This is a genomic window from Prolixibacter sp. NT017 (assembly GCF_009617875.1).
Classification (GTDB): Bacteria; Bacteroidota; Bacteroidia; order Bacteroidales; family Prolixibacteraceae; genus Prolixibacter.
On record NZ_BLAV01000001.1, the window covers coordinates 2,527,560 to 2,554,139 of the forward strand.

Here is a 26,580-nt window from a genome sequence, read left to right on the forward strand (position 1 = left end):
CCAAAGATAGAAATTTTATCGAATCGTGATTTTGAGGAACGGAAAAGAGGCTTGTAAGCATGAACATAGAAAATAAACTAAAGTCCAGAGAATCATTCTGGCACACAACTTTCGTGGTAGCATTATTTGTCATCACCACGATTCTGATCTATCTGGCACTTCCGGGCGAAGCTCGCTTTAAATATGAGTTTCAAAAGGGACGTCCCTGGATGCACGAAACGCTTATCGCCCCTTTCGATTTTGCGGTTCTGAAAAGTGATGACGAACTCAAAGCAGAACGCGACTCCGTTCTAAATGCCCAGCTTCCGTATTTTACTTACCAGGATTCAATTGGTAAAGAGCAAATTGCAAAACTGAAAAGCCGGATTGACAACCTGGAGCAATCCGCCGATTCGAAAACAACCGCAAATACAGAAGTAAAAGATCAACTGGTTAGCCTTTACCAGGAAGTTTTCAAACGGGGTATTCTAGAGCAAAGCATTTCCGACTACGCTGCATTAAAAGGGAAAAGTGATTTGATGCTTGTGGAAGATCATGTCGGACGCAAAGTGCCGCTGGGCTCTGTTTTTTCCCTGAAAACAGCATATAACTACCTCTCATCGGGACAGCAGCAGTTGGCTGATAAATATCCCTCGTGGCAGCCGCTACTGGTCAAGTTGCATCCGGAGGTTTACATACACGCCAACCTGGTATACGATGAAAAAACGACCGATTTTGAAAAACAAAAACTACTGGACAATATCTCAACTTCGCGGGGAATGGTTCAGGAAGGCGAACGCATCGTTTCGCAAGGTGATTTGGTGACTCCCGATGTCTACCGGATTCTGGAATCGTTGCAAAAAGCTTACGAAAACCGTCTTGGTAGTAACTCGACAGAATATTATGGCGTACTGGCCGGAAAAGCCATGTTTATCCTTCTCCTTGTGCTGGTGCTTTTCCTGTTTGTTTTCAACATACGTCGCGAATTATTGAATTCAAAACGAGATATTGCTTTTACCCTTTTGATGACCGTCGTGATGATCTACTTCTGTCGACTGGTCGTTTCTACGAATCCGCAGCTCGTTTACCTCGTCCCGTTTACGGTTCTGGCTCTCACAATCCGGACTTTTCTGGATGCCCGATTGGCTATTTTTGTGAATACCATCGCCGCATTGATTGTTGGATTTATGGTACCTAACGGTTACGAATTTGTCCTGTTACAGATTCTGGCCGGAACAGTTGCCGTGATTAGCCAGGATAAATTATTGAGAAGAGGCCAGTTGGTAATCACATCTGTGTTTATTCTTTTAACGTACGTTTTTGCATTCATTGGTATCTCCCTCATTCAGGAAGGAAACTGGGATGCCATCAACTGGATGCAGATGCGATGGTTTGTAGGTAACGCCGTATTAACGCTGATTACTTACCTGCTGGTTTATATATTCGAGAAATCGTTTGGCTTTGTATCGGACGTGACGCTGATTGAACTCTCTTACTCGAACCAAAACCTGTTGCGTAAACTGGCTGAAGAAGCACCAGGAACATTCCAACACTCGTTGCAGGTTGCCAACCTCGCTGAAGATGCCATTACCAAACTGGGTGGCAATCCGTTACTTGTCAGAACAGGTGCGATGTATCATGATATTGGGAAAACCAAAGCGCCACATTTCTTTGCCGAAAACCAGGCCAAGGGGATTAATCCCCACGAAGAAATGTCGCTCGAAGAGAGCGCTCAGGTCATCATGAACCATGTACCCGACGGTGTAGCGCTTGCAAAAAAATACAAGATTCCGGAGATGATTATCAATTTCATCCGGACTCATCATGGAACAACCAAGACAGGCTATTTTTACCTGATGTCGAAGAATGAAAACCCGGAACAGCAGATTGATGCCTCGAAGTTTACCTATCCCGGCCCGGTTCCTTCGACCAGAGAAACAGCCGTGGTGATGCTGGCTGACAGTATCGAAGCAGCTTCCAGAAGTCTAAAGGACATTAATGGAGAGTCACTTTCCGATTTGATTGATAAAATATTCAATTCAAAAATTAAAGACGGACAGCTCGATTACGCTCCTCTTACCTTCCAGGATATCACACTTCTCAAGCAAATATTCCTCGAGAAGCTGTTAACCATCTACCATGTTCGAATGGAGTACCCGGACGAGAAAAAGGTAAAAAAAGTTAAACGCAAAACAATTCGTTTGGAACGACGTAAGAAAGATTAAGATTTCCAAATCCACCCCATAAATGAAAAAGATACAATTTCTATTGCCAATCGTCCTGTTGGCGATTTGGGCTTTGTCGGGATGTCAAAAGAACGACACACCGACGCCAACACCTTCTGGTTCCAGTGATTCTACCGGAACGGTCGTTGCCGGAGTAAAAAATACTGCCGAGCTTTTTAACAGCTGGTACCTCTGGTATAAAGACATGCCGGATGTGGATCTTTCATCATATACCGATCCGTCAAAATATGTTGATGCTATACGGTACAATAAAGATCACTGGAGCTTTGTGGCGCCTCTCCAGGAAATTCTCGACTTAATTCAGAGTGGTCAGTCAGGTGGCTGGGGTGCTGGTTTCAAGTTCGATCTGTCCGATAGCCTGCGTATTGCCGATGTTTACACTGACAGTCCGATGGGACGGGACAGTGTGGCCCGTGGCTGGATGATTCGCTCACTCGACGGGCAACTCGTTAAAAATATGAGTGTCGATGCAATCAACCAGGAACTCGCCAAAAACCAGGTCACTTTTGGGTTTGTTCTCCCCGATAGCACCTACAAAGAACTAAGCATTGCAAAAGGCAATGTAGTGATGAATACGGTCCAATACAGCCACGTTTATGACACAAACGGTGAGAAAACCGGCTACCTCGTTTTCTCCGATTTTCTGGAGCCCTCTGTTGCCGATCTCGATACAACCTTCGCGACCTTCAAAGCTGATGGCGTTTCGAATCTCATTCTCGATTTGCGCTACAATACGGGAGGCTTGCTCTCAACTGCCGATTCGTTGATGAGCTTAATTGCCGGAAATAAATACCATAATCAAACGTACAATGTACAGAAATTCAACGACAAGCACACTGATGCAAACACGAACAACGTGGTCCACCAGACAGCCAATAGTCTTAATTTAAACAAGATTGTTGTCATCACATCATCTTCGACTGCTTCAGCCAGTGAGTTGACCATTTCGGGTCTGATGCCTTTGTATCCGGTTACCCTTATCGGGACACAAACTCTTGGGAAACCGGTTGGCATGAGCATCTTTTCTGACACACAGGACAGCCTTGCTATTGCCCCCATCAGCTTCCGCAACGTCAACAGTGCCGGCTACAGCGATTATTTCGATGGCATTCCTGTTGATTATACCGTCTACGAAGACGTCAAGTATCCATTCGGCGATCCAAACGAGTTATGCTTGAAAGCAGCGCTTAATTACCTTTCAACCGGAAGCCCCGGAACCGCTACCGCGATGCTAAAATCGGGTACGATGCCGACAAAGCTGCTTAGCAAGGGTACCGATGTAACAGTGACGAATTTGTATGATATGAAGAAAATGAAATAGCAGGTAAAGGTATCAGTTCATATGTCGGGCTGGTACATCGAGACTTAAAAACCTGTTGACAAAAAAGAAAGGCTGTCTGGTTTGGATACCAGACAGCCTTTAAAATGAAAATTAGTGCTATTATACTACGGTACAGTAAAGGTGGTTGCGTCTTCTGTACCAAATTCATCGCCGGAAGCAATCACTGTTCCGTTATAACTTAAAGAATATCCTCCGGGAGCTGTAATACCATCACCGTATGCATCGCGCATTGTAAAGGTATAGGTTCCATCGGTCAGACAGAATTTCTTCCTGGCAGCCTCCATACCGTCATATGTTCCTGCCGGAACTGAGGCAACAACATTTCCGTCTGCATCCGTTAAGTCCCAATACGATTCTTCCGGATAACTATCGAAGTTCATATTCAATATCACTTCGTTATACGGACAGATTTGAGTAATTGTGATAGTTGTCGATTTACCTCTAAATAATCCTTCCTGCGGCTGAAAATCTAAAACCAAGGTTTCCCCATTTTCGCCGATATTAACATCTGATATACCGATAGTCAATGTTCCAACATTTGAATTTGCCGGCACAGTCACCGAGGCGGGAACGTCGTATGCTTCAGGATCTGCACTTGTCTCGTCCGTTATAACATTAATGTTGAAAGTTCGATCAGAACCTGTTTTTTGTGTAGTGTAAACCTTTACATCACCGGTAGTAGTTCCATTTAAGTCGACCCCCATATCAATTGCCGTGGCTTCAAAAGTCACATAATTGAGGTCATTCGTCCCTTTTATATTATTCTCACAACGGTTGAATGAGAACAGGGCTGCAAAAAGCAGTATGAAGGAAAGTATTTTTTTCATAGTTCCTATTGTCTTTATTTTAACTAATCAAAACAGCAAAATCTTAATTCTACTATTTCATCTGACATCTTCTTTCCAATTAAACTCCATCAGAAAGCGAGCTGCAATTGATATCAGGAAACCATTCCTTTGAATGGTCTCCTGATGTTTCAAACTAGTTGATATACGGGTTGTTTTGTATTTCACTTTGAGGTATCTCAAATGTCAACCTTGGATCGTCGTAGCTGATGGGTTCACCAACGAATGACAAGTGATTGGGCCCGCGAACAATAGTCGCATGATTCCTCTTCATTGCCAGATAACTCTTACCTTCTGCAAATAATTCAATCCTTGTTTGCAGATAAATTTCGTCGACCAATGCCTGACCAGTTAATGCGTCGATATAATCTGCATCAGCCATACGATGGCTGACCAACGCTTTCAGACTGGTTCTTGCAGTAGCTTCGTCTCCGGTCTTTGCAGCTGCTTCTGCATTTAGGAGATACATCTCCGCAACACGCATATAGACATAGTCAGTTGTAACATCCCTCTGCCCACCAATACTCATCGCTTCAGTATAAAACTTATATAGCGGTATTAAATAATAACCAGAGGTGTTATCTGGATAAAACTGACCTTTTCTAACATCATTATTCGGAATCTGATCATAAAGTCCTTCATCGATAGCTTTTCTATCGCCTGCCCACTGGTAACTATAGGTCCAAACATCCATCTGTCCCCACCAGGAAATCAAATCTAAACCATTGTCGATAGTCAGATCAACTCCCCACATCCATCCTGGTGTATTTACATCTCTAAATCCTCCTACAGAAGGATCCCCCATGAACACAACTTCTGTTGAATCCATTAGCGTAAAACCACCGTTGTTGATGACGTCAGCTGTCAAAGTCTTCACTTGGGCATAATTATCGTTTCCGCCCATAGCTCCATACGTATAAGCCAACAAACCTTCGGCTACATATTTATTTACCTCGTTCTTGGCCGTTCTATCAAAGTTCTCCAACAAGGAGATGGCATCATTCAAATCACTAATAATCAAAGCATACACATCCTGAGCAGTACTTTTCGGTTGATTAGGCTGAGTCGGGTCTGTATAAATAGGTAAAATTTCCTCAGCCGGATCGTAACTTTTTTGATAAAACTGGGTAAGATAGAAATACCCATACGCTCGCATCGCTTTGGCTTGTCCCATGATGTATTTATTTTCGTCCAACTCAGGAACAACATCATTGCCTCCTAATGCTGCTATAACATTATTAGCAGAACGGATGATTCGGTAGTAATACCTCCAAGGACGATAATTCCCAATCCGAGTATAATCGGTTGTAACGGTATATTCGGTTAGAGGCCTATACCAGTTATATGTATTAACGGATAATGCCAAATCACTCGATAAAAAATCACTGTAGATGTCATATCCTTTCTGGCCAAAATCATCGTGGTCAGGGTCCAACGGATCTGAACCTCCTGTTGCAACCTGAAACATCAAGGTATAAATACCTTTAATACTACCTGCTGCCACATCTGGATTATTTTTGGCAGCTTCAGCCACCTGCTCCTTTGTCAGGAATTGCGTGGGCTGAACTTCGAGAAAATCTTTTTTACACCCCGAAACGCTGAATAGTACCAGAGCAATGAAAGATATAATATATATTCTTTTCATAATAATACTTTTAAGATGTTATTCTTAGAATTTAACCCTTAACCCTACTGTATAGGTAGTCAATGGTGCATATGTATACCAATCAGAAGTACCCGCTTCATCTGTTGAAGGGTTAAATCCATCTCTCGCGGTTAATAAGAATAAATTGTCGCCAGTAGCAAAAATATTCAAAGAAGAAATGCCAAATCGATTTGTGAAACTGGTCGGCACTGTGTAACCAATCCTTACGTTATTCAACGAGAGGAAATCGGACTTTGTAATAAACCGAGTAGAAGTACTACCGACATTCGTATCATACCCACTCGATAACCTTGGAACGTCAGTCAGGTCACCAGGCTTTTGCCATCTTTCCAGAATATCAGTAGACCAGTTATTTGCACCAATTGCGTCATTATCCATTAATGCTGCATATACAAAATCGTAAGCATATCCTCCGAGACTATAAAGGAACTGCGCAGAAACATCAAAGTTCTTAACTTTACCTTCCAAACGGAAAGCACCACGCACCTTCGGAATAGCTGATTTTCCTACATATTTCTGAGTAGCATTAGCATATCGTTTAGTAGTTGTTTTACTGATAACTGCATCTGGATTAGCTTGGGTATACTCAAACAGAGAAGATATTTCTTCACCTGTATCCAATATGCCATTATTATTGGCGTCTTCATAATATTCAAACCACATGGCTGTACCGTCAGCAGGATCTACTCCGGCCCATTCTCTAACATAAAAATCATACAATGAATGACCCTTTGACCTACCAAATCGTCCATCAATATCGAGAACCTTTGGTTCTGAAGTAGCCGGGTCGATAGGCATTCTTATTAGTTCGTTAGATAATAGCGAGCCATTTAAGGTAAGATTCAATTCGTAATCATGAGTTTTTATCAGATGTGCTGTCAGATCAAATTCAAGACCACTATTTCTCAACTCACCATCATTCACAGTAATGAGGGCATATCCAACTGATGGACCTACACGACGATCGAATACCAGGTTATCAGTATTCTTTTGAAAATAATCAATTGAACCATCAAGAAAATCCCCCAAACCAAACTCAAGACCAGTTTGGAACATTTTTGATTTTTCCCATGTTAGATCTGGATTACCAATGTCACGCTCAGAAATGGAGATTTCATCATTTAGGTTATTTACATCAAATGTAATGTAAGCGGGGTAAAAACCAACTCCCTGCTGCTCACCTACAATACCATAACTGATTTTGTATTTCAAAAAGCTGACAATAGGTAAATTATCCATAAAAGGCTCGCTGGATACTACCCACGATAGTCCGGCGGAACCAAAGGTATCCCACTTATTATCTCCGATAAACCGTGAAGTACCATCACGTCGAACAGAAGTAGACAAATAATATTTATTATTGTAATTGTAGTTGATCTGTCCAAAGTAACTCTCCAACCGAACTCTGTCAGTATAAGAAGTCGGAGGTGAGGCAACCCTAACAAAGTTATTCAGGTCTGCAATTCCTGGTAGAACCATCTTCGACTTACTGGCTGTGTTTCTTTGCCGTTCCCAGGAGTTACTTTCGTGCGCAACTAACGCTTCCACATTATGAATACCAAAAGTTCTTTTGAAACGGAGCAAATTCAGCAAGTTATACGACTTCAATTGCGTATCATAATGCCAAACATAACCTTTTTGACTTTCACCAGCCGCTGATCCATAAAAAGGATTTCGCAAGTCATAATATCTATTCATGTAATACTGACCACCGAAAGTATTCTCAAGGGTCAAACCACGCATGAAATGGATACTGGCACTGAAATTACCAGTCACCTGATTATTATGGGCACGGCTCCTATCATAATGAGCATCAGCAATCGAGTTGGTCAAAGCACCGAAACCTCGTCCTACACCATAATCATATTGATATCCACCATAGATTGGATCTGCGATCTTGTCACCATTATCGTCTCTCAGGAACAAAGGATAAATGGGAGGCAGGTTATCCACAAACCAAAAAATACTACCAGAATCTTCAGTCTGCCCGTTATTGTTGGTCTCCGTACCGGAATAGGTCATTCTGGCCGTGGTAGTTAACCAAGATCTAATGTTAGATTGCAAATTAATAGTTGCATTGTAACGGGTAAAATCAGAGTTAATAATATAACCCACATCGTTCAGAAATCCAAAGGAAGTAAAGAACTTAGTCGTTTCATTTCCACCACGGAACGTTATATTACCTTCTGTACGAGAAGAGTTTTGAAAACCGTAATCTTCCCAATTTTCCGGATTGTATTTTCTGGTAACTCCACTATTAATCATACGTGTCTCCGGATTGATCAGATCGGCACCATCAACATTCCACATATTGTACTTTGGAGTGATTCCTGAACCTGAGAATAAATTGTCATTGGCATAAGCGGTCGGATCTGCTTCGCCTCTGGCAACGCCTTTGTTATATAAAGCTTCCCAAGACAATTCGATATACTTCTCCGGCGATTTAATCGTACTATATCGGGGAATACCGCTAACGTTCACCCCTCTTTTCACATCAACTTCGATGACTGATTTGCCCGCTTGTCCGGTTTTTGTTGTTAAAAGAATAACACCATTTGCACCACGAGAACCATAAATCGCAGTCGCAGTAGCATCTTTCAGAATGGTTGTGGACGCTATGTCATTTGGGTTAATGGCATTAAGTTCTCCTGAATAAGGTACGCCATCCAGTACATACAAAGGATCCCGGTTACCATTTACAGAACCATATCCCCGGATACGAATGGTAGCGGTAGAACCAGGTTGTCCTGATGTATTAATAACCTGCACACCCGCAGCCTCACCAGCTAAAGATGTCGAGATATTGGAAACAGCCTTATCTTGAATGTTTTGAGCCTTCACTTCGGATACTGATCCGACAAAAGATTGTTTAGTTGCTGTACCATATCCTACAACAACCACTTCGTCGATACCCAATACGTCAGGACTCAGTGCAACGTTAATAACACTCTGACCACCGATTTCCTGCTCGGCAGTTTTCATCCCAACAAAAGAGAAAACCAAAGTCTGAGCATTTTCAGGAACGTTTAAGGTGTATACACCGTCAATATTAGTAATGGTACCCACAGTTGTACCCTTCACCGTAACGGAAACACCCGGTAAGGTAGTACCGTCATCGGTACTGGTAACCGTACCTGTAATTACCTTGGTTTGCGCCATAATGGTATGCAAACCGAAGGTGAAAAATGCAAGTAATAGCACAAGTTTTTTCATAAATAATTGTATTAAAAGATTAAGTAGTCGTGAAGCCAGTTATTTTACATAGACGGTTAAAAATATGAAAAAAATATTTTTTAATGAAAATTAACATTTTTTTTCTTTAGTTAATATTAAAATTGTCCATTGATCCTTCCCTCAGATTACAAATCAATGCCCTTTTCAAAATTAGCTTACCAATACTCAATGCGCTGACATATTGACAGATACAAAAAAAGGCTTCCTGAATCCAGCGAGCCCTTGAACTTTAATCTTAAAGATATGCTTATTAACATATCTTCAATAATTATGTGTTAAAATATGTTACCAAATGCCTCAATCATGAGTGATATAGAAATTATCCGTACCTGGTCTTTCCCCTTCAGGCTGATGTTTTCAAAACAATATGCTTGAAATTCCTCTCTAAAGCAACTACTAACTACCGATACCTCCAGGAAAAACAAGTGTGGTTTTACCTAAAACCTAAGGTGACCTTGACTGAAACCTGCAGTGAAATGCCCCCAAACCACACATGATTTGACGCCAAACCACACGAGGTTTCGGGTAAAACCTGCGCTGAAATCTGCGTATACCGCAAATTATTCCTCTTTGAAAAGAAAAAGCCTGAATACCGAAACAGGAATAACAATGAGAGTTTCCGCGTATTTCAGGTTTTAGAAACAACCCTAAGTCTGTTTTCAGGTTTTGCTGTTAAAAGCGACGGGCCACGTAGGAATATAAAAAGAAGTATATTTGGACTTCAGTAGATACGAATTTATCGTTTGTCAGACTCACCAATTAAGTATAAATCTGTCAAGCTATTTTAGAGGAGGTCGGCTGGGAACTTTTCAAGGTGCCCCGTTTCAAAATATATGTATCCAAAACATGTTTTGCGGTTTGCCGCGGAAAAAAGTATGTATCCATAACATATTTCCGGGCGTGCAGTAGGGAAAAGTATGTATGCTTAACATGTTTTGGCCTGTGCTGCGAGGAAAAGTGTGCTTGTTTTAGTTTCAAGGGAGTCTAGGAAGAGACAACAAAATATTTCAGTGAGCATCCGATTGCCAACCTAACACTAATATCCAGTCCACAAAGAAGATGTTGTATCAATAAAAACTGGCGTTTAGATAACATTCTAAAAATCTGATCGGTGCAAGTCATTTACAGCACCACCTATGTGTTTTCATTGTGTTATAAACCTACAAATTGAAGAGGTGACTTTTCGTTACCCACCACTTTAATCAACCTTAATAATTGTATAGTATGAAGACAAATCTCTTTTTCTGAGAATGGCATGTAATAAAAGAGCCAGTCTATTGCAGACTGGCTCCTTATGGTCATAAATTATTGAAATGCTGTTTAATTCTTTGTTAAGACGAAATTATATGTTCCAAAATCTCCCTCATCAACAGAAATGGCAAAGCTCATTGCATAGGTGCCGTCACAAGTACTTAATTTACCACTACCTTCATAAGCAAGATTGTGATACCCCCATGCATCTGAAGCTAACACAGTTTTAACTGCTGTTACAGAATAATCTAATGGATTCACAAGCATCTTTAATGGGCCCTGATCTTCATTAAGACCTTCAATTGCCTCTAAACCTGAAACATATACAGTATACTGATCAGTTGGGTCGACTGTAATGGTCACATCACCTTCTGAGCCCCAGTCAGCACTTTTTGCATGATAGCTACCAGTAACCAGATCCGGGTTATAAGCGCAAACAACAGCAGCATCAATACTTGCATTTGAACGGTATGTCTTACCATTGCTGGTAGTTAGTACTTCAATGGTAAATACATCACCCAACTTCACGTCGCTCAAACTCATTCCCAATTTTTCGGCTAAATCAGCCAATGAGATTTTCACCGTCGCAGGAAAGGAGTTCAAAGTGGTATAATCTACTCTCTCCTTTTGTCCATTATATGATACCTGAATCGAACCGCTACTTACGCTCTCACCATCAGGAATCTTGACAGTAAATTGAACGTAAGTATTTCCCATATCGTTGGAATCAAATACGGCCGGATTCAAATCTGTTATTTCAGGTACAACTGCCACTCCTCTTAAACCGGCTGGATCCTCATCGTTTGTACTACAGGAAGCGAAGACCATAACCATAGCAGCTATTAATCCTAATATATTTAAATTTTTCATTTGCATAATTTTTTAAATGTTAAGAATGGCCTCTTGATTATCGGGTTCCTCCTGCCCACCATACATTTTCAGAATAAACATATGTTCCATCGCCATAAGCCTCCCTCACATTGGCATTCGTCGTTACATCGTCTGCACCATAAGTATAGCGCAGAGGAAACTGTGTCGCATCTTTGGGATTATCTAGTTGGATTACATTATCTCCCATTGCCTTTAACCGGCGATAATCATTATATGCTTCCATTGCTTCCTCTTCATAGCTTGCTATATATTTCTGATTCATCACCTCTGACAACGGATTCGCATCAAATTTGGGTTTCACCTGATTTGTGTAATAATCATCCGCATCGGCAGCTGTCAGACCGATGTTTACCTTAGTGAATGAAGCGGTAATGGCTTTTTTCAATGCATCCTCAGCATTCGTCAAGTCATTCAACCGAACATAAGCCTCAGCTTTCAGAAACTCAAGTTCGTGATAACTCATTAGATAGGTCGGTGCCGTCGCACTACTAATTGCAGAAATACCATAAACTCCTTGTACCTGGTCGGGTGTTCCATTTGGAGCAAAAACTAAGTCGCTGGTTCCAGGATAAGCTTTAAAGAATATTGTATCCCGCGGATCATTTCGGGCCACAAGCTTATCATGTAAACTTTGACTCGCACCAAAATAATCCCTGTCTTTAAAAAACTGAAAGAATGGACTGATCGTTGTACTGCCATCGTAATTAAACTGACATTGCTCGCTGCTAGACGTAAAAGATTCATCTGCAAACTTAATCACATCAGCATAGTCCGGATTCCTGAGTGACAAACGCATGGTATAACGAGCCTTCAGACCGTAAGCAAATTTTTTCCAAAGCGAAGCATCACCACCATAAATTAAATCCTGACTACCTAATGAAGGATAACTGCTCTCTTTACTAAGATTCGCAATTCCTTCATCCAGAAAATGAAAAATCGTATCATAGAGGTCTTTCTGACTATCTAATTTCGGCGTAAAGATGACACCTGGTTGTAAAGCTTCACTCCAGGGAACGTCTCCAAACATGTCAGTAAGGACAGCCAAATTGTATGCAGACAAAACCTGTGCAACTCCCAAAGTATGATAGTTACCTTCTTCAGAGCCTCCTGCCGAGCACTTGTCAATTACTGTTTTCAGATTATACAAGTTGTTATAAGTAGCTGACCATGAATTATTGTAAGTTGTAGAATTGGTCGGATCACCACTTCGTATCTCTGCATTGTACATTTGGTTATAAATACCAACATTCTGCTCGATATAACAAGATGCATAAAAGGCCAAATCACTCCCCGTTACGGTAAATGCAGAACTGGTCATTGCATCTGTTATAATCAGATTGGACGAAACATCAGTGGGAGCATTGATGTTCTTGTTGATAGCATCCATCGTATCTTCGGAACAGGACCAGACCACAATTCCTATGATCATCGCCATGCTTATATTAAATATCTTTCTCATAATTATCTCGATTTACACCATTATTAGAACGTTATATTGACACCCAATCCATAGCTGGTTGTTTGCGGCAAAGAGAACCTTTCAAATGATCCACCCATGTTGGTGTTTCCTTGAGATGATTCAGGGTCAAAATTAGGCAAGGCAGTCCAAAGGAGAAGATTCCTTGCATACAGAGAAACATTAAATTTCAGCGTTTTGTATACGGGCTTTGGACAACTATATTTCAAAGAAACCTCGCGAAGTTTTACAAATGAATTGTCGTGAATGTAATATTCATCGATATTGGACAACACATTCGTGTACAAATCCTGCAGCGCCTTCGGATCATTGGGACCTCCGCGAACGATATCATTCGGAGTTCCATCAGGTTTCACCCCTTTAAATACAAACGTTGACGTCCGATCTTCTGTTCTTTTTGACATACCATAAAGATCCAATAACCCATTTGAACCAGAATACATCTGGCCGCCACTCTTCCATTCTACAGAGGCAGTCAGCGAGAAGTCTTTATACGTGAAGGTATTGGATCCACTCAATATAAAGTCCGGCGACACATGACCAATTACACCCGGAGCTCCCTGCTCAGGCATACCGTAATTCGATGCCCCTGGAGTATCGTTAACTACAATATTCCCTTTATCGTCGCGAACAAATGTTGAGCCATAAATTACCGGATAAGTAGCTCCAATGCCCGCACGAACCTGTGGTGTGGTAAAACCTCCCAAGAAAATACTTTCAACACCTGGAGCCAATTCATCGACCACATTATGTATTTTGGAAAAGTTCACATTCATATCCCACGTAAAATTGCGGGACTTAATAGGAGTCATATATAAAATAACCTCATGTGAAATGGTATGAATCTTTCCACCGTTCATTGTCAGCTGAACCATACCGGTTGAACCCGCCAACGGTACAGGAAAAATTTGATCGGTAACATTCTGTCTGGAATATGTATAATCAATTCCCAACCGGTTATGCAGGAACTTCAAGTTGGCACCAAATTCGTAGGACTTAGTATTCTGAGGTTTCAAATTCGGATCAAATTGCTCATTATTGGGAATATAAGAGTTAATACCACCAATAGGATATTGAACCGGAGCATTTGTCCAAAAACCTCCACCATAATAGTAGCCCGGCTTAGCGTAATAATTCTGCATATAAGAACCGGCTTGTCCAACTTCTGCATACGAAGCCCGCAGCTTGGCAAAACTCAACCACGACAAATTTTTTAGTCCCGAAAGCTCAGAAGCAACAAATCCTAAAGAGACTGACGGATAAAAGAATGAGCGGTTATCTCTCGGCATTGAAGATACAATATCCCGTCGTCCCGTAGCATTTAAAAACAACATCGATTTCCAGGATAATGACATGCTACCAAAAAATCCTACTGTCCGGTCTTTATTTTGTGATTCTGTAGCCGTTACAATATTGGCATTATCAATATGATTCCAACCACCAAAATTAAAGTTAGTTCCAGTTTCGTCATAGTACTTCTTATTGGTCTGGTTGATTTCATTTCCAAGCAACATGGTGAAATCCAAATCATCGTTGATCGTCCAATTATAATTTGCTGTTAACAGTGAATTAACGGTCGCAGAAGTTACACCGTAATTGTCCATGTTACCATCCTTGCCTTTACTGCCATAGCCGAAAATATCCTGATAATGGGTGGTATAAGAGTCTGTTCCAAGTTGATATTTAACATCCAGCCTCATATTGGAGGCTAAGTCAGCGTTAAAATCGACATATCCATTTCCAAAGAAACGCTCAGTTTTTTCATTGAACGTATTATTCTTTGCGATCCAGTAAGGATTGTCAAAAGTCATCGAACGATAGTAAATCTGAGTATAAGGGTCTCCGGGCACATGGTATGGCTATCCCTTCAAATTGTAACTTGCCGGAGCTGAAAGTACACCCGCCAATGAAGCATCATTTGCGCCAGACAGTTTATCAATATTGTCTTTTGAATAGTTACCATTGAAGCCGACCTTAAAATTTTTATTCAATGTTCTGTCAGCACTAAGTTTGCCATTCCACCGGGTCATACCAGTATTCAACGCAATACCCGTTTGATCCGTTTGACTGAGCCCTATCGCAAAATGACCGCTTTTAGTGGCCTGACTTACACTAACGTTGTTAGTTGTAGAGTAAGCCTTTTGGTAATAATCTTTCCAGTTATTATAGACCTTAGGGGCTACCCATGGATCCATATTAGCTGTATTCAACTGAGGAACGTAAAATAAGCCGGGATGTCCATTACTATTTCCACCGTAAGTTGGATCATCCGGTAAGGCTGAAATCTTCGGCCCCCATGACATTGACTGATTTGGCACATACTGACCATAACTACCCTGAGCATAGGTCGTTTGATAATCTGGATTACGGGATACAACCGAAATATTACTATTATGAGAAATATTCACCACCGGCTTGCCAATTTTATTATCGGCGCCACTCTTGGTCGTAATAATTATGACACCGTTCGATGCGCGAATACCGTAAAGTGCAGCCGCCGCCTGACCTTTCAAAACGTTAATACTCGCAATATCAGCAGGGTTAATGTCAACTGCCCGGTTCGAAATGTCAGCACCCGTAACACCATTACCAGTTGAATAGTCCGCGGTTGATTCGATAGGCATACCGTCTACGACATAAAGAGGAGCGTTATTACCAGTAAATGAACGAGCCCCCCTAATTGTAATTTGCGAAGATGCTCCAGGCATACCACTGGAAGGTTTAATATCGATCCCTGCCACTTTCCCTTGTAAGGCGGTAGCAAAATCTGAGTTCCCGGTACGATCAATATCATCTTTAGAAACAGCCTGCACGGAATACCCTAAAGCCTTTTTGTCTTTTTTAATACCCAGGGCCGTCACAACAACCTCTTTAACGCCAACAACATTGGGCTCCAATTTCACGTCAATTTTCGAACCTGAAATTGCAATCTCCTGTGTTTTCATTCCTACGAAAGAAAAGATTAAAGCTTTCGCATCCTGAGGAACACGAAGAGTAAAATGGCCATCAATATCGGTAATAGTACCCATCGTAGTACCCTTTACCGATACAGAAACGCCAGGAATTGAACTTCCATCATCTGCGGAAGTTACTGTTCCTGTAATTTCCCTGGTCTGCGCAAAAACTGACTGCAAACCAATCGCTAAAATTACAAGAAGCAAACCTAAGTTTTTCATAGATTAAATTTTTAGATTAATAAAACAAATACCCATAGCAGCCTCACACCAAGCCACTATAAGATTCACTTTAAATTACATACCAACCCTAATAAATTTGGAAGTAGGGCAACAATCACACACAATAAACTTAATACAATAAGTATTATAATCCTTTGGCATTTTTTCACCAGAGGAACAAAAATAAAAAGAATTTAAAACAAACCACGGTCTTTCCTATCCACACCTGTAATCATAAATTTGATTTTTTTGATAATCGCAAGTATGTTCATATGATAAAACCTTGGTTTAAGTATTTTTAACGCTTTTATTTCAAATCGTTTACAAAAAGAGTTTTTCAGCTCTATCTTCTTTCACTACAAACAGCCCAACCCAATGTGCTTCAATATCGACCGTCGAAAGTTTACAGTTTGGTAACATAAATTAACACTTATGCGGTAAGGCATAGATGACAGCTCAAACTGTAATTTCCCTTAAAACCTCAGTAGGTTTAACTCATTCTTGTTTCGACCATGCTGACGATCTCCTTCTCCATGGCAACAGCCTGGTTGGCTATCTCATCCCCCCTCGCCAGCAACTCTTTCTTTTTGCTTTCGTCGGTTAACCCGGAAGCATTGATTCGCACATTCATCCAGGCGCCAAGCACAGCCGAACGGGCACACAGTGCACCAACACCAGCGTCGGTAACCGAGTTAGGATTGCCTTTTTCTACCATGGCACGAATAACATCAAACGAAGCCAGCGAGGTTTCCATGACCGAAAGCGGAACTTCCATCGCGTTAAGCGTTGCAGCCTGAATGGCTTCCGAACGTGCTGCTTTTTCTTCATCCGAACCTTTCGGCATACCGAAAGCAGCCATAATATTATTGAAAGCCTGCGTATCTTCATCAACCAGTTTGAGCAGTCGCTCCTGAATCTCCATGCCTTTCTCTGCCCATTCGGAGAATTCTTCCCAGCGCTCATCCCAGCCACGTTTATGTGCCGAGAGGTTAGCCACCATGGTAGCCAATGACGCTCCCAAAGCACCGACATACGCCGATACCGAACCGCCCCCCGGAGCAATACTTTCTGAAGCTGTCTCTTCAGCGAAGCCACGAGCCGTTAAATCAACCAGCTTCTTTTCTTCCTTATCATCAAGCATGTACTCAATGATCTTCTTATCCGGATCAAACGGTTGAAGTTCGTCAAGTCCCAGCGATTTAACTGCAATCTTGATGATTTCCCTTTCCGGGATACCGATCGATCGATTTTGCTTTTGCAGGAAATATTTACCGGCATCGAGAATATATTTCAGCGGCATAATTCCCACCAGCTCCGATCCGGTCACCCTGATGCCACGTGACTCTGCACTTCGGCACACTTCATCAAATGCCACATGAACCGGTGTAACGGTTAAATCTGTTAGGTTCATTGAAATCTGGGCAATTCCATATTCTTCAATATACCATCCGATTGCCCGAACTTTTTTCAATGTTCCCGGAATACGCACCGGCTCGCCATTTTCATCTTTTACCATTTTTCCGGTTACGGGATTACCTTCCCGCTTTACTCGTCCGGCTTCGCGAACATCGAAAGCAATGGCATTGGCACGTCGCGTGGATGTCGTATTCAGGTTAATATTATAGGCAACAAGGAAATTGCGGGCGCCGATGGCAATAGCACCAGTCTTTGGAACAAACGTTGCAGGACCGAAGTCAGGTTTCCATTCAGGGCGTTTCAACTTGTCACGCAAAGCCTCGTATTCTCCCGAACGGCAGAATGCCAAACTTTTTCGTTCTTCAGTGAACGCAGCAAATTCATAGGCATAAACCGGGATTCCCAGCTCATCTCCTACTCGTTTACCCAGTTGATGGGCATATTCAATTGTCTCTTCCATCGATATTCCCGCTACGGGTACCAACGGACAAACATCGGTAGCACCAAAGCGCGGGTGCTCACCGGAATGTTTCGACATATCGATTAGTTCGGCAGCTTTTTTAATGGCTTGAAAGGCCGCTTCAATGACCAGTTCAGGCTCTCCTACAAATGTGACAACGGTACGGTTGGTGGCATGTCCCGGATCAACATCCAGCAACTTCACTCCTTTTACCAACTCAATTGTATCCGTAATTTTTTTGATAACAGACAAATTACGTCCCTCTGAAAAATTGGGAACGCATTCGATAATCCGCTTTGTCATAGAACTCTCATTTTTTTAGGCACTACAAAATAGAGGTGTTTAATTGTGAATACTATGATAATTCACATCTTTCTCGTGCATCATTGTATCTCTCCTCTTAGGATTACCGTCTCGATGAGTTCGGAATTATAAGCGTACGGAAAGTATTGATATGAAGGAATTTCCCTTGTAATGAAAACATTGGCCGCTTTACCACGGGCGATACTTCCATAGCCGTCGCTAATGCCCATAGCATAGGCGGAATTGATTGTGGTAGCGTTAATTACCTCTTCCGGAAGCATCTTGTAACGGATGCATCCCAGTGACTGCATGAATTTCATGTCGCCGGAAGGGGAAGAACCTGGATTAAAATCGGTAGCCAATGCTACCGGAAGTCCTGAGTCTATGAGCTTTCGGGCCGGCGAAAGCGGCAAGTCGAGGAAAAAGGCAGCCCCGGGCAAAATGGTAGGCATGGTATGCGAATGTTTAAGAACATTTATTTCATCGTCCCCCAAATATTCGAGGTGATCGACCGAAAGTGCCTTGTTTTTCACTCCAACCTGTACCCCACCGGTAAGGCCTAATTCGTTAGCATGTATTTTGGGTAAAAGACCATATTCCGCTCCGGCTTCCAGTATTCTTTCAGTATCGGCTACCGAGAAAAAACCGGTGTCGCAGAATACGTCGATGTAGTCAGCCAGCTCTTCTTCCGCTATGCGTGGCAACATTTCATTGATGATCTGGTCGACATAAACGGATGCATTATCCCGGTATTCCATTGGAATGGAATGTGCCCCCAGAAAGGTTGATTTGATGGCCAAGGGTGTAGATTCTTTTAGACGCCTGATAACACGCAGCATTTTGATTTCGTCCTCCGGGTTCAAACCGTACCCACTCTTAATTTCAACGGCTCCGGTACCTTTATATATAATCTCTGATATTCTCCCAAGAGCTGAAGCGCAAAGTTCTTCTTCACTCATTTCGTGCAAACGGCGGGCTGAGTTCAGAATGCCACCGCCTCTCCGCGCGATCTCTTCATATGAAAGACCTTTTATCTTATCGACAAATTCCTGCTCACGGCTGGCCGGATAAACCAAATGCGTGTGCGAATCACAGAAAGACGGAAAGACCGTCCTCCCGGTACAATCAATCTCCATCAACACATCATAATTATCCAGATCGTGAGTGCTCAACTCATCCATCGGACCAAAATCAACAATCATCTCATCTCGCATCAAAAGAAAAGCATCCTTAATGGTATGGATCTTTGCCATATCTTTTCCGGCAACCCAGAGTTTGGGTTCTTCTTCTACCTGCACCAGCTCTTTGATATTTACCAACAATATTTTCATCTGCTAATTTTTTTAGCTCCCTGAAGATCCATCAACAAAATCGATATCTAATTGGGAGTTTTCCTTTTTACCAACTTTTCGTACCCGGAAAATCAATGGATCATGATACTCTTCCAACAGAATCCAGACTCAATCCGTGCATTGCATCTATACTTTTTTCAGTACCGACTCCATGACTTAATTTCTGAAACAAACGGGAATACCATCCCAGGTAGTAACAGAATAAGTTTATTCAGGCCAGCCAATTTCATAAACTCCGTACTGTTTCGTCAGTACGAAAGTTTAATAGTAATAAATAAATTTAAGGAAATGCGTATAAAAAATGAGACTTATCAGGCATAAAACTTTAATTTTTTTATCCCTTTAAAAATTCAACCTAACGTGAAACTAATTACAACAAAAACACTAATTATCAACACAGTTACAGCTCAGATAAAATATATGATACTGAATTAGCACTCAATTGCTTATTTTTGACAACCGCTAAACCAATTGCTTATGATAAGAAAAGTACCGCATACCTATGTCATTATTTTCCTCATCATTCTCTTTTCGGCCGCACTTACGTGGATTCTTCCCGGAGGTGAATTTGCCAGAGAAACCGTTACGGTTAACCACGTAGAAAGGGAAGTTATCGATAGTAGTTCCTTCCACTATGTCGATAAAACGCCGCAAACCTGGCAAGTGTTTTCCGCTTTTTTCAAAGGATTTGAGAATACCTCCAACATCATCGTCTTCATATTAATTATTGGCGGTGCATTCTGGATTGTCAACGAAAGTAAAGCGATTGACATGGGGATCTACTCCTTTCTCCTTTTTGCCCGCAACCTGGAACACCATCGTTGGTTGCGAAAAATCGGTATTGATAATCTCATCTTCGTTTTAATCATGCTGATGTTTTCGGTATTTGGTGCTGTTTTCGGCATGAGCGAAGAAACCATTGCATTTATCATCATTTTCGTGCCCCTTTCCATTTCTATGGGATATGATTCCATTGTCGGGGTATCGCTTTGCTTCGTGGCTGCAGGGCTTGGATTTGCCGGTGCCATTCTCAACCCGTTTACCATTGGAATTGCACAGGGACTGTCTAATCTTCCGCTGTTTTCCGGTATCGAATTTCGGTTATTCAGCTGGGTCGTAATTAACCTGGTCGGCTTCATTTTCATCATCCGGTACGCCAGAAAAATTAAAAAAAATCCGACGAAATCACCCGTATACGAGGATGATGCTTACTGGCGGGAAAGAGGAAACGCGCACATTGAAAACCTGAAATTTCACACACCCAAAATTGCCTGGTGGGTTTTTGGCTTGCTTTCTGTCATCATGATATACACCGCTTTCCGTTATCCCATGACCGACCTGAATATCGGAAACAGCAAATATCCCATGCCCGCCATTCCAATTGCGACTTTTGCCTTCCTGGTAACAGGCATTCTTAGCCTGAGGAAGACAGTGCATTATTTCATTCTCACACTCTTGCTGTTCACCATTGTATTCCTGATCATTGGTGTCATGGGCTACAACTGGTATGTGATGGAAATTGCGACCATTTTCATGGGATTGGGAGTTGCGTCGGGATTAGCAACCGGGAAAAACGGCAACGAAATTACCAAACTCTTCATCGAAGGTGCGAAAGATATTTTATCGGCAGCCATGGTTGTTGGACTTGCCGGAGGTATTATCGTTATTTTGAACGACGGCCATATCATCGATACGTTGCTCCATTACATTGCCGAATCAATGAGCAATCTGGGCAAGGTTGCTTCGGTTGGCATGATGTACATCTTTCAAACCATGCTGAATATCATCATTCCATCGGGATCAGGCAAAGCAGCTTTAACCATGCCGATGATGTCGCAGTTTTCCGATTTGATTGGTGTTTCCCGGCAAGCAACGGTTATGGCTTTTCAGTTTGGGGACGGATTTACCAACATGATTACTCCTACTTCCGGTATTCTGATTGCCGTGTTGGGAGTGGCGAAAATCCCTTACGAGAAATGGGTGAGATGGATTGCGCCTTTGATGGCCATCCTGGTCCTAATCGGATTTCTGTTACTCATTCCTACAGTAACCATGAAACTAAACGGATTCTGATAGAAATATTTACCAAAAGAAAAAGCCTGTCCTAAATGAGAACAGGCTTTTTTTATGCTTTTTTGAGATTACTCTGCCGGAGAAATAGCTTCAACAGGACAAACCTCTGCGCAAGAACCACAATCTGTGCAAAGTTCCGGATCAATATTATAGATTTCACCTTCACTAATCGCTTCTACCGGACATTCGTCAACACAAGTTCCGCAAGCAATACATTCGTCAGAAATAACGTAAGCCATAACTTAAATGGATTTTTATTGATAACATTTTAATAAGAGCAAATGTACAAAGTTTGACTAAAAAACAAATTCTCTACATGTGTTAATAACATTTTTTGGGGAATTTTATAATCATTCCAAAAACGGCAGAAAACCATTACTTTCAGCTGGTTTTACTATTTTCGTTTTAGATTACGAAAAAACAACCTGTAGCCAACTTAAGCGAAACCCAACAAATGGAAATATCCGGGAATATTCTAACCGCCTTTCTGCTTACGCTTTTTGCCGGTTTGTCAACCGGAATTGGTAGTGCAATCGCCTTTTTTACCAAGCGAACCAACACCAAACTATTAAGCGTGGCTCTCGGTTTCTCGGCAGGTGTGATGATTTACATCTCATTCATGGAGATTTTTCCACACGCCCAGGAAATCCTGATTGGTAAGCTCGGTAAGTGGCGGGGCCACTGGTACTCACTACTCGCCTTCTTTGGCGGCATGCTGCTGATTACCCTCATCGATAAATTTATTCCCAGCTTCGAAAACCCTCACGAATTGAAAGCCGTGGAGGATATGGACGATAAGAGTAAGGCCATTGCTTTCCGGAAACTTTACCGGATGGGTATTATGACCGCGCTCGCCGTTGGTATCCACAATTTCCCGGAAGGCCTGGCCACATTTGCCTCGGCACTGCAAGATCCATCCATCGGAATCGCGATTGCCATTGCTATTGCCATTCATAACATCCCGGAAGGAATTGCCGTTTCTGTTCCTATTTACTACGCTACCGGGAACCGGAGAAAAGCGTTCTGGCTCTCTTTCCTGTCGGGAATATCGGAACCGGTAGGTGCGTTGTTGGGATATCTCTTGATTATGCCGTTCGTTACACCGGTAAATATGGATCTGATTTTCGCCTATATTCTGGCTGGTGTCGCCGGGATTATGATTTTCATCTCTTTCGACGAATTGCTTCCCTCAGCCGAAGAATACGGCGAACATCATCTTTCGGTTTACGGCCTCATTGGCGGGATGGCGGTAATGGCACTCAGCCTGATGATACTTTCGTGAAAAGAAACTATGCCTCTTTCTTTTTCATCTGTTGCTGGTAATATTTGCAGTAAGGCGTCAATCCGCACTTCTCGCACTTGGGTTTGCGCGCCAGACAAATGTACCGTCCATGCAAAATCAGCCAGTGATGTGCGGTGGCGATCAAATCTTCGGGAATATATTTTATCAGCTGCTTTTCCGTTTCCAGCGGCGTTTTAGCGTTTGTACTTAATCCCAAACGGGCGGCTACACGAAAAACGTGGGTGTCAACGGCCATCGCTGGTTTATTGTACACCACTGAAGCAATCACATTAGCCGTCTTCCTCCCTACGCCCGGCAGTTTAACCAACTCTTCCACCGTATCCGGAATTTCGCTGTTGAACTTCTCCACCAGCATTTTCGCCATGCCCACCAAATGCTTGGCTTTGTTATTCGGGTAAGAACACGAACGGATGTATTCGAACACTTCACCCGGCTCTACTTCGGCCAGTTTTTCCGGCGTAGGAAATCGCCGAAGCAGTTCCGGTGTGAGTTGGTTGACCCGTTTGTCAGTGCATTGAGCCGAAAGAATAACGGCTACCAGCAATTCATACGGGTTGGTGTATTCCAGCTCTGTTTCAGCAATGGGCATCTCTTTTTGGAACCACTCGATAACGTGGGCAAAGCGTTCTTTTTTCTGCATGAGTTAATTCGTTTGCGGTAAAATTAATGGTTTCGCTTATGTAAATCATCATTCCAACTGAAAACAACCGGATTTTGTTCAGCGGCACTTGATTTTCACGCCAAGGTGATAACACCAAACATTTGTGGTTTTTCAGGTAATTCCTGCTATTTTTGAGGGCTAAAACAGGGATTGCATGAAGCCATATCTTCAGGTTGAAAATCTGACAAAATACTGGGGCGAACTCGCCCTCTTCGAACATATCAACTTCACCATTTCTGAAGGACAAAAAGTGGCCCTGATCGCCAAAAACGGTACGGGTAAATCGACGTTGATGGATTTGATATACAACATCAATTCCCCCAGCGAAGGCAGCATTAGCATTGCCAACGACATTCGCGTAGGTTACCTCCGGCAAACGCCCGATTTGGACCCGAACGATACCGTGATGCAGGCCGCATTTAAGTCGTCGGACGAACTGGTGGAAACCATCCGTCAGTATGAAATCGCAGTAGAAAGTCAGAACCATGATTTACTGGCCGAAGCGATGGAGAAAATGAACCGGCTGAACGCCTGGGATTTTGAAGTGCGTATCAAGCAAATCCTGACGCGTCTGAAAATTACCAATTTCAATCAGCGCATCAGTCAGCTTTCCGGTGGACAGCAGAAACGGGTGGCACTGGCAAACGTTTTGATTACCGAACCCGACTTTCTCATTCTCGACGAGCCTACCAACCACCTCGATCTGGATATGATTGAATGGTTGGAGAAATATCTTGGAAAAGCTAAATCAACGCTTTTCATGGTAACGCACGACCGTTATTTCCTCGACCGCGTTTGCGATGAAATTCTGGAACTGGACGACCAAACTATTTACCGTTACAAGGGGAATTACTCCTACTACCTCACCAAACGCGAAGAACGAATTCAGCAACAAACAGCTGAAGTTGAGAAAGCCAAAAACCTGTATCGCACCGAACTCGAATGGCTTCGGCGAATGCCACAGGCACGGGGGCATAAAGCCAAATACCGGATAGAAAACGCATACAAGCTGCAGGAAAAAGCCTCGCAGGGACGTTCGGACGAAACTGTGGAACTGAATGTGCAAGGCGCCCGGCTGGGAAAGAAAATACTGGAGGTGGAACATCTTTCCAAAAGCTTTGGTGACATACGCATTCTGGAAGATTTCTCGTACAAATTCAGTCGTTTTGAAAAAGTCGGCATTGTCGGGGAAAACGGAACCGGCAAAAGTACATTCCTGAACCTGATGACAGGTGCGATTCCCGCCGACAGCGGAACCATTGACGTAGGCGAAACCATCAAATTCGGATACTACCGGCAGGATGGCATCAACTTTAAACCGGAAGACCGGGTGCTGGATATTGTGAAAGACATTGCAGAAGTGATTGACCTGGGCAATGACCAGGTGATGACGGCCGCACAGTTTCTGAACATGTTCCTCTTTCCGCCGGAAGTGCAATACTCGTATGTGGAAAAACTGTCGGGAGGTGAAAAGCGGCGACTGTATCTCTGCACGGTCCTGATTCAAAATCCGAATTTCCTGATTCTCGATGAGCCGACCAACGACCTCGACATCATGACGCTGAACGTATTGGAGGATTACCTGAAAAGCTTCAGCGGATGCGTGATTATCGTTTCGCACGACCGTTTCTTTATGGATAAGATTGTCGACCACCTGTTCGTGTTCCGGGGCGAAGGCCAAATCAAAGATTTTCCGGGGAATTACAGCGACTACCGCGACTGGAAGGAAGAACAGGATAAGCTGGAACGCAAACAGGAAAAACAGGAGAAAGCTGAAAAAGCGGAGCCGGCAAAGCCCGACAAGCCGAAACCACGCAAACTCACCTACAAGGAAAAGATAGAATTCGAACAGCTGGAAACGGAGATTGCTGAGCTGGAAAAAGAAAAAGCATCCATCGAAGAGGCGATGAATGCAGGTAACTTATCGCCGGAAGAACTGGTCGAACAATCCAACCGGCACGGTGAACTGCAAAACTTGCTGGACGAAAAAGAGATGCGCTGGCTCGAACTCAGCGAGCTGGCTTAAACGTTTATCTTCATCTGTTCTTCCGCTTAGCGGGAAAGAAATTCACCGGTTAGTTTCCTTCCAGCGTTTTCTTGCGCTCCAGGTATTCTTCGCGCGAAATCTCGCCACGGGCATAGCGCTCTTTCAGGATCGTCATAGCAGCGTCATGACCAACATCTCTTGGCGGTTGCGAAACCGGACCGCGTGTTAAACGCACGATAAACAAAACGACCAGAATAATAAAGGCAAACCAAATGAGCCATCCAAAGGGCCAACCCCAGCCCCATCCAAACTGAAAACAATCGTTCATAACCATATCGTTTAAGTTTCTCTAGTAAACTTACAAAAATACCCGGGAGCAACCCCGGGTATCAGCACTTAAAATCGTTAATTTTTCTTATCAGGAACTCCCACCCTGTCAGGGTAGAAAGCCTTTCTGTAGTCCCTAACAACCACCCCGGAGGTGGTAGTGCTGCCCCAAAACCCTGACAGCGTCTGAGACCTGTCAGCGTTAAACAACGTATTTTTTCGACGCTGTTCTTATACCACCGTCAGGGTTTACAAACACTGACGGGGAATGGGCCGTCACCCTGTTGGTGGTCTTCGATGCTGCAACAAAAAACCTGACAACGTCATTTGACCTGTCAGAGTAGCACCATTTCATCCACTTCCCCCGTTTTATTGGTTAATTTCGCCCGCATCATGGCGGTCACCGACCACCACTCGGCGGACAGTCAGCACCACATAGCGGAGTCTCAGCACCTCTTAGCGGACAATCAGCACCAGTGGTTACACCCGGGTGTGGGCCGGCCACCAACGCCATGGTACCGGTTGGCGTTATGGAAGTGGTGTGGTTCGTTGTTGTTGGTTGAATTGGTTTGTTTATTCTCTTCGACCTGA

At 42.8% G+C, this 26,580-nt stretch carries 17 protein-coding genes; 5 read left to right on the forward strand and 12 right to left on the reverse strand.

The genetic code is table 11. From position 1 onward, the window contains the following. Nucleotides 1–59: 59 nt before the first annotated feature. Nucleotides 60–2,204 (forward strand): HD family phosphohydrolase, encoded by a 2,145-nt coding sequence (locus GJU87_RS10385; protein WP_153639460.1) that lies wholly within the window; start codon nucleotides 60–62, stop codon nucleotides 2,202–2,204. A 22-nt stretch (nucleotides 2,205–2,226) separates the two neighbouring features. Continuing rightward, the gene (locus GJU87_RS10390; protein ID WP_153639461.1) at nucleotides 2,227–3,546 is read left to right on the forward strand and encodes a S41 family peptidase; all 1,320 of its coding nucleotides are present in this window, start codon (nucleotides 2,227–2,229) and stop codon (nucleotides 3,544–3,546) included. Between the two features lie 125 nt (nucleotides 3,547–3,671). Here GJU87_RS10390 and GJU87_RS10395 read toward each other — a convergent pair whose 3' ends face one another. From GJU87_RS10395 to hutI, 9 genes are all read right to left on the reverse strand, one after another. Beyond that, on the reverse strand, nucleotides 3,672–4,394 hold the full coding sequence (locus GJU87_RS10395; protein WP_153639462.1) for a hypothetical protein: 723 nt from the start codon (nucleotides 4,392–4,394) through the stop codon (nucleotides 3,672–3,674). A gap of 154 nt (nucleotides 4,395–4,548) precedes the next feature. Next, a complete protein-coding gene (locus GJU87_RS10400) occupies nucleotides 4,549–6,057 on the reverse strand; it encodes a RagB/SusD family nutrient uptake outer membrane protein (RefSeq protein ID WP_153639463.1) in 1,509 nt (502 codons plus the stop codon). A 24-nt stretch (nucleotides 6,058–6,081) separates the two neighbouring features. After that, entirely contained in the window at nucleotides 6,082–9,291 is a 3,210-nt protein-coding gene (locus GJU87_RS10405) for a SusC/RagA family TonB-linked outer membrane protein (protein ID WP_153639464.1), read from the reverse strand. Nucleotides 9,292–10,632: 1,341 nt separating this feature from the next. After that, a complete protein-coding gene (locus GJU87_RS10410; RefSeq protein WP_153631361.1) occupies nucleotides 10,633–11,433 on the reverse strand; it encodes a hypothetical protein in 801 nt (266 codons plus the stop codon). Nucleotides 11,434–11,470: 37 nt separating this feature from the next. After that, entirely contained in the window at nucleotides 11,471–12,889 is a 1,419-nt protein-coding gene (locus GJU87_RS10415) for a SusD/RagB family nutrient-binding outer membrane lipoprotein (RefSeq protein ID WP_228491949.1), read from the reverse strand. 47 nt (nucleotides 12,890–12,936) lie between these two features. Further along, nucleotides 12,937–14,781, reverse strand: coding sequence for a TonB-dependent receptor domain-containing protein (locus GJU87_RS21450; protein WP_228491950.1), 1,845 nt, complete (start codon nucleotides 14,779–14,781; stop codon nucleotides 12,937–12,939). Nucleotides 14,782–14,790: 9 nt separating this feature from the next. After that, nucleotides 14,791–16,107 carry a TonB-dependent receptor plug domain-containing protein gene (locus GJU87_RS21455; protein ID WP_228491951.1) on the reverse strand — a complete coding sequence of 439 codons (1,317 nt, stop codon included), beginning with the start codon at nucleotides 16,105–16,107 and terminating at the stop codon, nucleotides 14,791–14,793. Between the two features lie 490 nt (nucleotides 16,108–16,597). Further along, complete coding sequence (gene ftcD, locus GJU87_RS10425) at nucleotides 16,598–18,286, reverse strand: glutamate formimidoyltransferase (protein WP_153639465.1); 1,689 nt, start codon at nucleotides 18,284–18,286, stop codon at nucleotides 16,598–16,600. Nucleotides 18,287–18,366: 80 nt separating this feature from the next. Continuing rightward, complete coding sequence (hutI, locus tag GJU87_RS10430) at nucleotides 18,367–19,617, reverse strand: imidazolonepropionase (RefSeq protein WP_153639466.1); 1,251 nt, start codon at nucleotides 19,615–19,617, stop codon at nucleotides 18,367–18,369. Nucleotides 19,618–20,115: 498 nt separating this feature from the next. On the opposite strand from hutI, the gene GJU87_RS10435 reads away from it, so the two are divergent. Next, nucleotides 20,116–21,711 carry a YfcC family protein gene (locus GJU87_RS10435; RefSeq protein ID WP_153639467.1) on the forward strand — a complete coding sequence of 532 codons (1,596 nt, stop codon included), beginning with the start codon at nucleotides 20,116–20,118 and terminating at the stop codon, nucleotides 21,709–21,711. A 68-nt stretch (nucleotides 21,712–21,779) separates the two neighbouring features. Here GJU87_RS10435 and GJU87_RS10440 read toward each other — a convergent pair whose 3' ends face one another. After that, nucleotides 21,780–21,950: a DUF362 domain-containing protein gene (locus GJU87_RS10440; RefSeq protein ID WP_153639468.1), complete on the reverse strand. Its 171-nt coding sequence runs from the start codon at nucleotides 21,948–21,950 to the stop codon at nucleotides 21,780–21,782. A gap of 215 nt (nucleotides 21,951–22,165) precedes the next feature. On the opposite strand from GJU87_RS10440, the gene zupT reads away from it, so the two are divergent. Continuing rightward, a complete protein-coding gene (gene zupT, locus GJU87_RS10445) occupies nucleotides 22,166–22,993 on the forward strand; it encodes a zinc transporter ZupT (RefSeq protein WP_228491952.1) in 828 nt (275 codons plus the stop codon). A gap of 7 nt (nucleotides 22,994–23,000) precedes the next feature. On the opposite strand, the gene nth is transcribed toward zupT, so the two are convergent. Next, complete coding sequence (nth, locus tag GJU87_RS10450) at nucleotides 23,001–23,654, reverse strand: endonuclease III (RefSeq protein WP_153639469.1); 654 nt, start codon at nucleotides 23,652–23,654, stop codon at nucleotides 23,001–23,003. A 175-nt stretch (nucleotides 23,655–23,829) separates the two neighbouring features. On the opposite strand from nth, the gene GJU87_RS10455 reads away from it, so the two are divergent. Then, nucleotides 23,830–25,701 (forward strand): ABC-F family ATP-binding cassette domain-containing protein, encoded by a 1,872-nt coding sequence (locus GJU87_RS10455; protein WP_153639470.1) that lies wholly within the window; start codon nucleotides 23,830–23,832, stop codon nucleotides 25,699–25,701. Nucleotides 25,702–25,750: 49 nt separating this feature from the next. On the opposite strand, the gene GJU87_RS10460 is transcribed toward GJU87_RS10455, so the two are convergent. Next, nucleotides 25,751–25,990, reverse strand: a complete 240-nt coding sequence (locus GJU87_RS10460) for an SHOCT domain-containing protein (RefSeq protein ID WP_153639471.1) — start codon at nucleotides 25,988–25,990, stop codon at nucleotides 25,751–25,753. Nucleotides 25,991–26,580 lie beyond the last annotated feature (590 nt).

Excerpts from the sequence above, each read along its gene's own strand:
- GJU87_RS10385 (WP_153639460.1), top strand. The coding sequence starts at position 60 with ATGAACATAGAAAATAAACTAAAGTCCAGAGAATCATTCTGGCACACA.
- GJU87_RS10390 (WP_153639461.1), top strand. The coding sequence starts at position 2,227 with ATGAAAAAGATACAATTTCTATTGCCAATCGTCCTGTTGGCGATTTGG.
- GJU87_RS10395 (WP_153639462.1), bottom strand. The coding sequence starts at position 4,394 with ATGAAAAAAATACTTTCCTTCATACTGCTTTTTGCAGCCCTGTTCTCA.
- GJU87_RS10400 (WP_153639463.1), bottom strand. The coding sequence starts at position 6,057 with ATGAAAAGAATATATATTATATCTTTCATTGCTCTGGTACTATTCAGC.
- GJU87_RS10405 (WP_153639464.1), bottom strand. The coding sequence starts at position 9,291 with ATGAAAAAACTTGTGCTATTACTTGCATTTTTCACCTTCGGTTTGCAT.
- GJU87_RS10410 (WP_153631361.1), bottom strand. The coding sequence starts at position 11,433 with ATGAAAAATTTAAATATATTAGGATTAATAGCTGCTATGGTTATGGTC.
- GJU87_RS10415 (WP_228491949.1), bottom strand. The coding sequence starts at position 12,889 with ATGGCGATGATCATAGGAATTGTGGTCTGGTCCTGTTCCGAAGATACG.
- GJU87_RS21455 (WP_228491951.1), bottom strand. The coding sequence starts at position 16,107 with ATGAAAAACTTAGGTTTGCTTCTTGTAATTTTAGCGATTGGTTTGCAG.
- ftcD (WP_153639465.1), bottom strand. The coding sequence starts at position 18,286 with ATGACAAAGCGGATTATCGAATGCGTTCCCAATTTTTCAGAGGGACGT.
- hutI (WP_153639466.1), bottom strand. The coding sequence starts at position 19,617 with ATGAAAATATTGTTGGTAAATATCAAAGAGCTGGTGCAGGTAGAAGAA.
- GJU87_RS10435 (WP_153639467.1), top strand. The coding sequence starts at position 20,116 with ATGATAAGAAAAGTACCGCATACCTATGTCATTATTTTCCTCATCATT.
- GJU87_RS10440 (WP_153639468.1), bottom strand. The coding sequence starts at position 21,950 with ATGGCTTACGTTATTTCTGACGAATGTATTGCTTGCGGAACTTGTGTT.
- zupT (WP_228491952.1), top strand. The coding sequence starts at position 22,166 with ATGGAAATATCCGGGAATATTCTAACCGCCTTTCTGCTTACGCTTTTT.
- nth (WP_153639469.1), bottom strand. The coding sequence starts at position 23,654 with ATGCAGAAAAAAGAACGCTTTGCCCACGTTATCGAGTGGTTCCAAAAA.
- GJU87_RS10455 (WP_153639470.1), top strand. The coding sequence starts at position 23,830 with ATGAAGCCATATCTTCAGGTTGAAAATCTGACAAAATACTGGGGCGAA.
- GJU87_RS10460 (WP_153639471.1), bottom strand. The coding sequence starts at position 25,990 with ATGAACGATTGTTTTCAGTTTGGATGGGGCTGGGGTTGGCCCTTTGGA.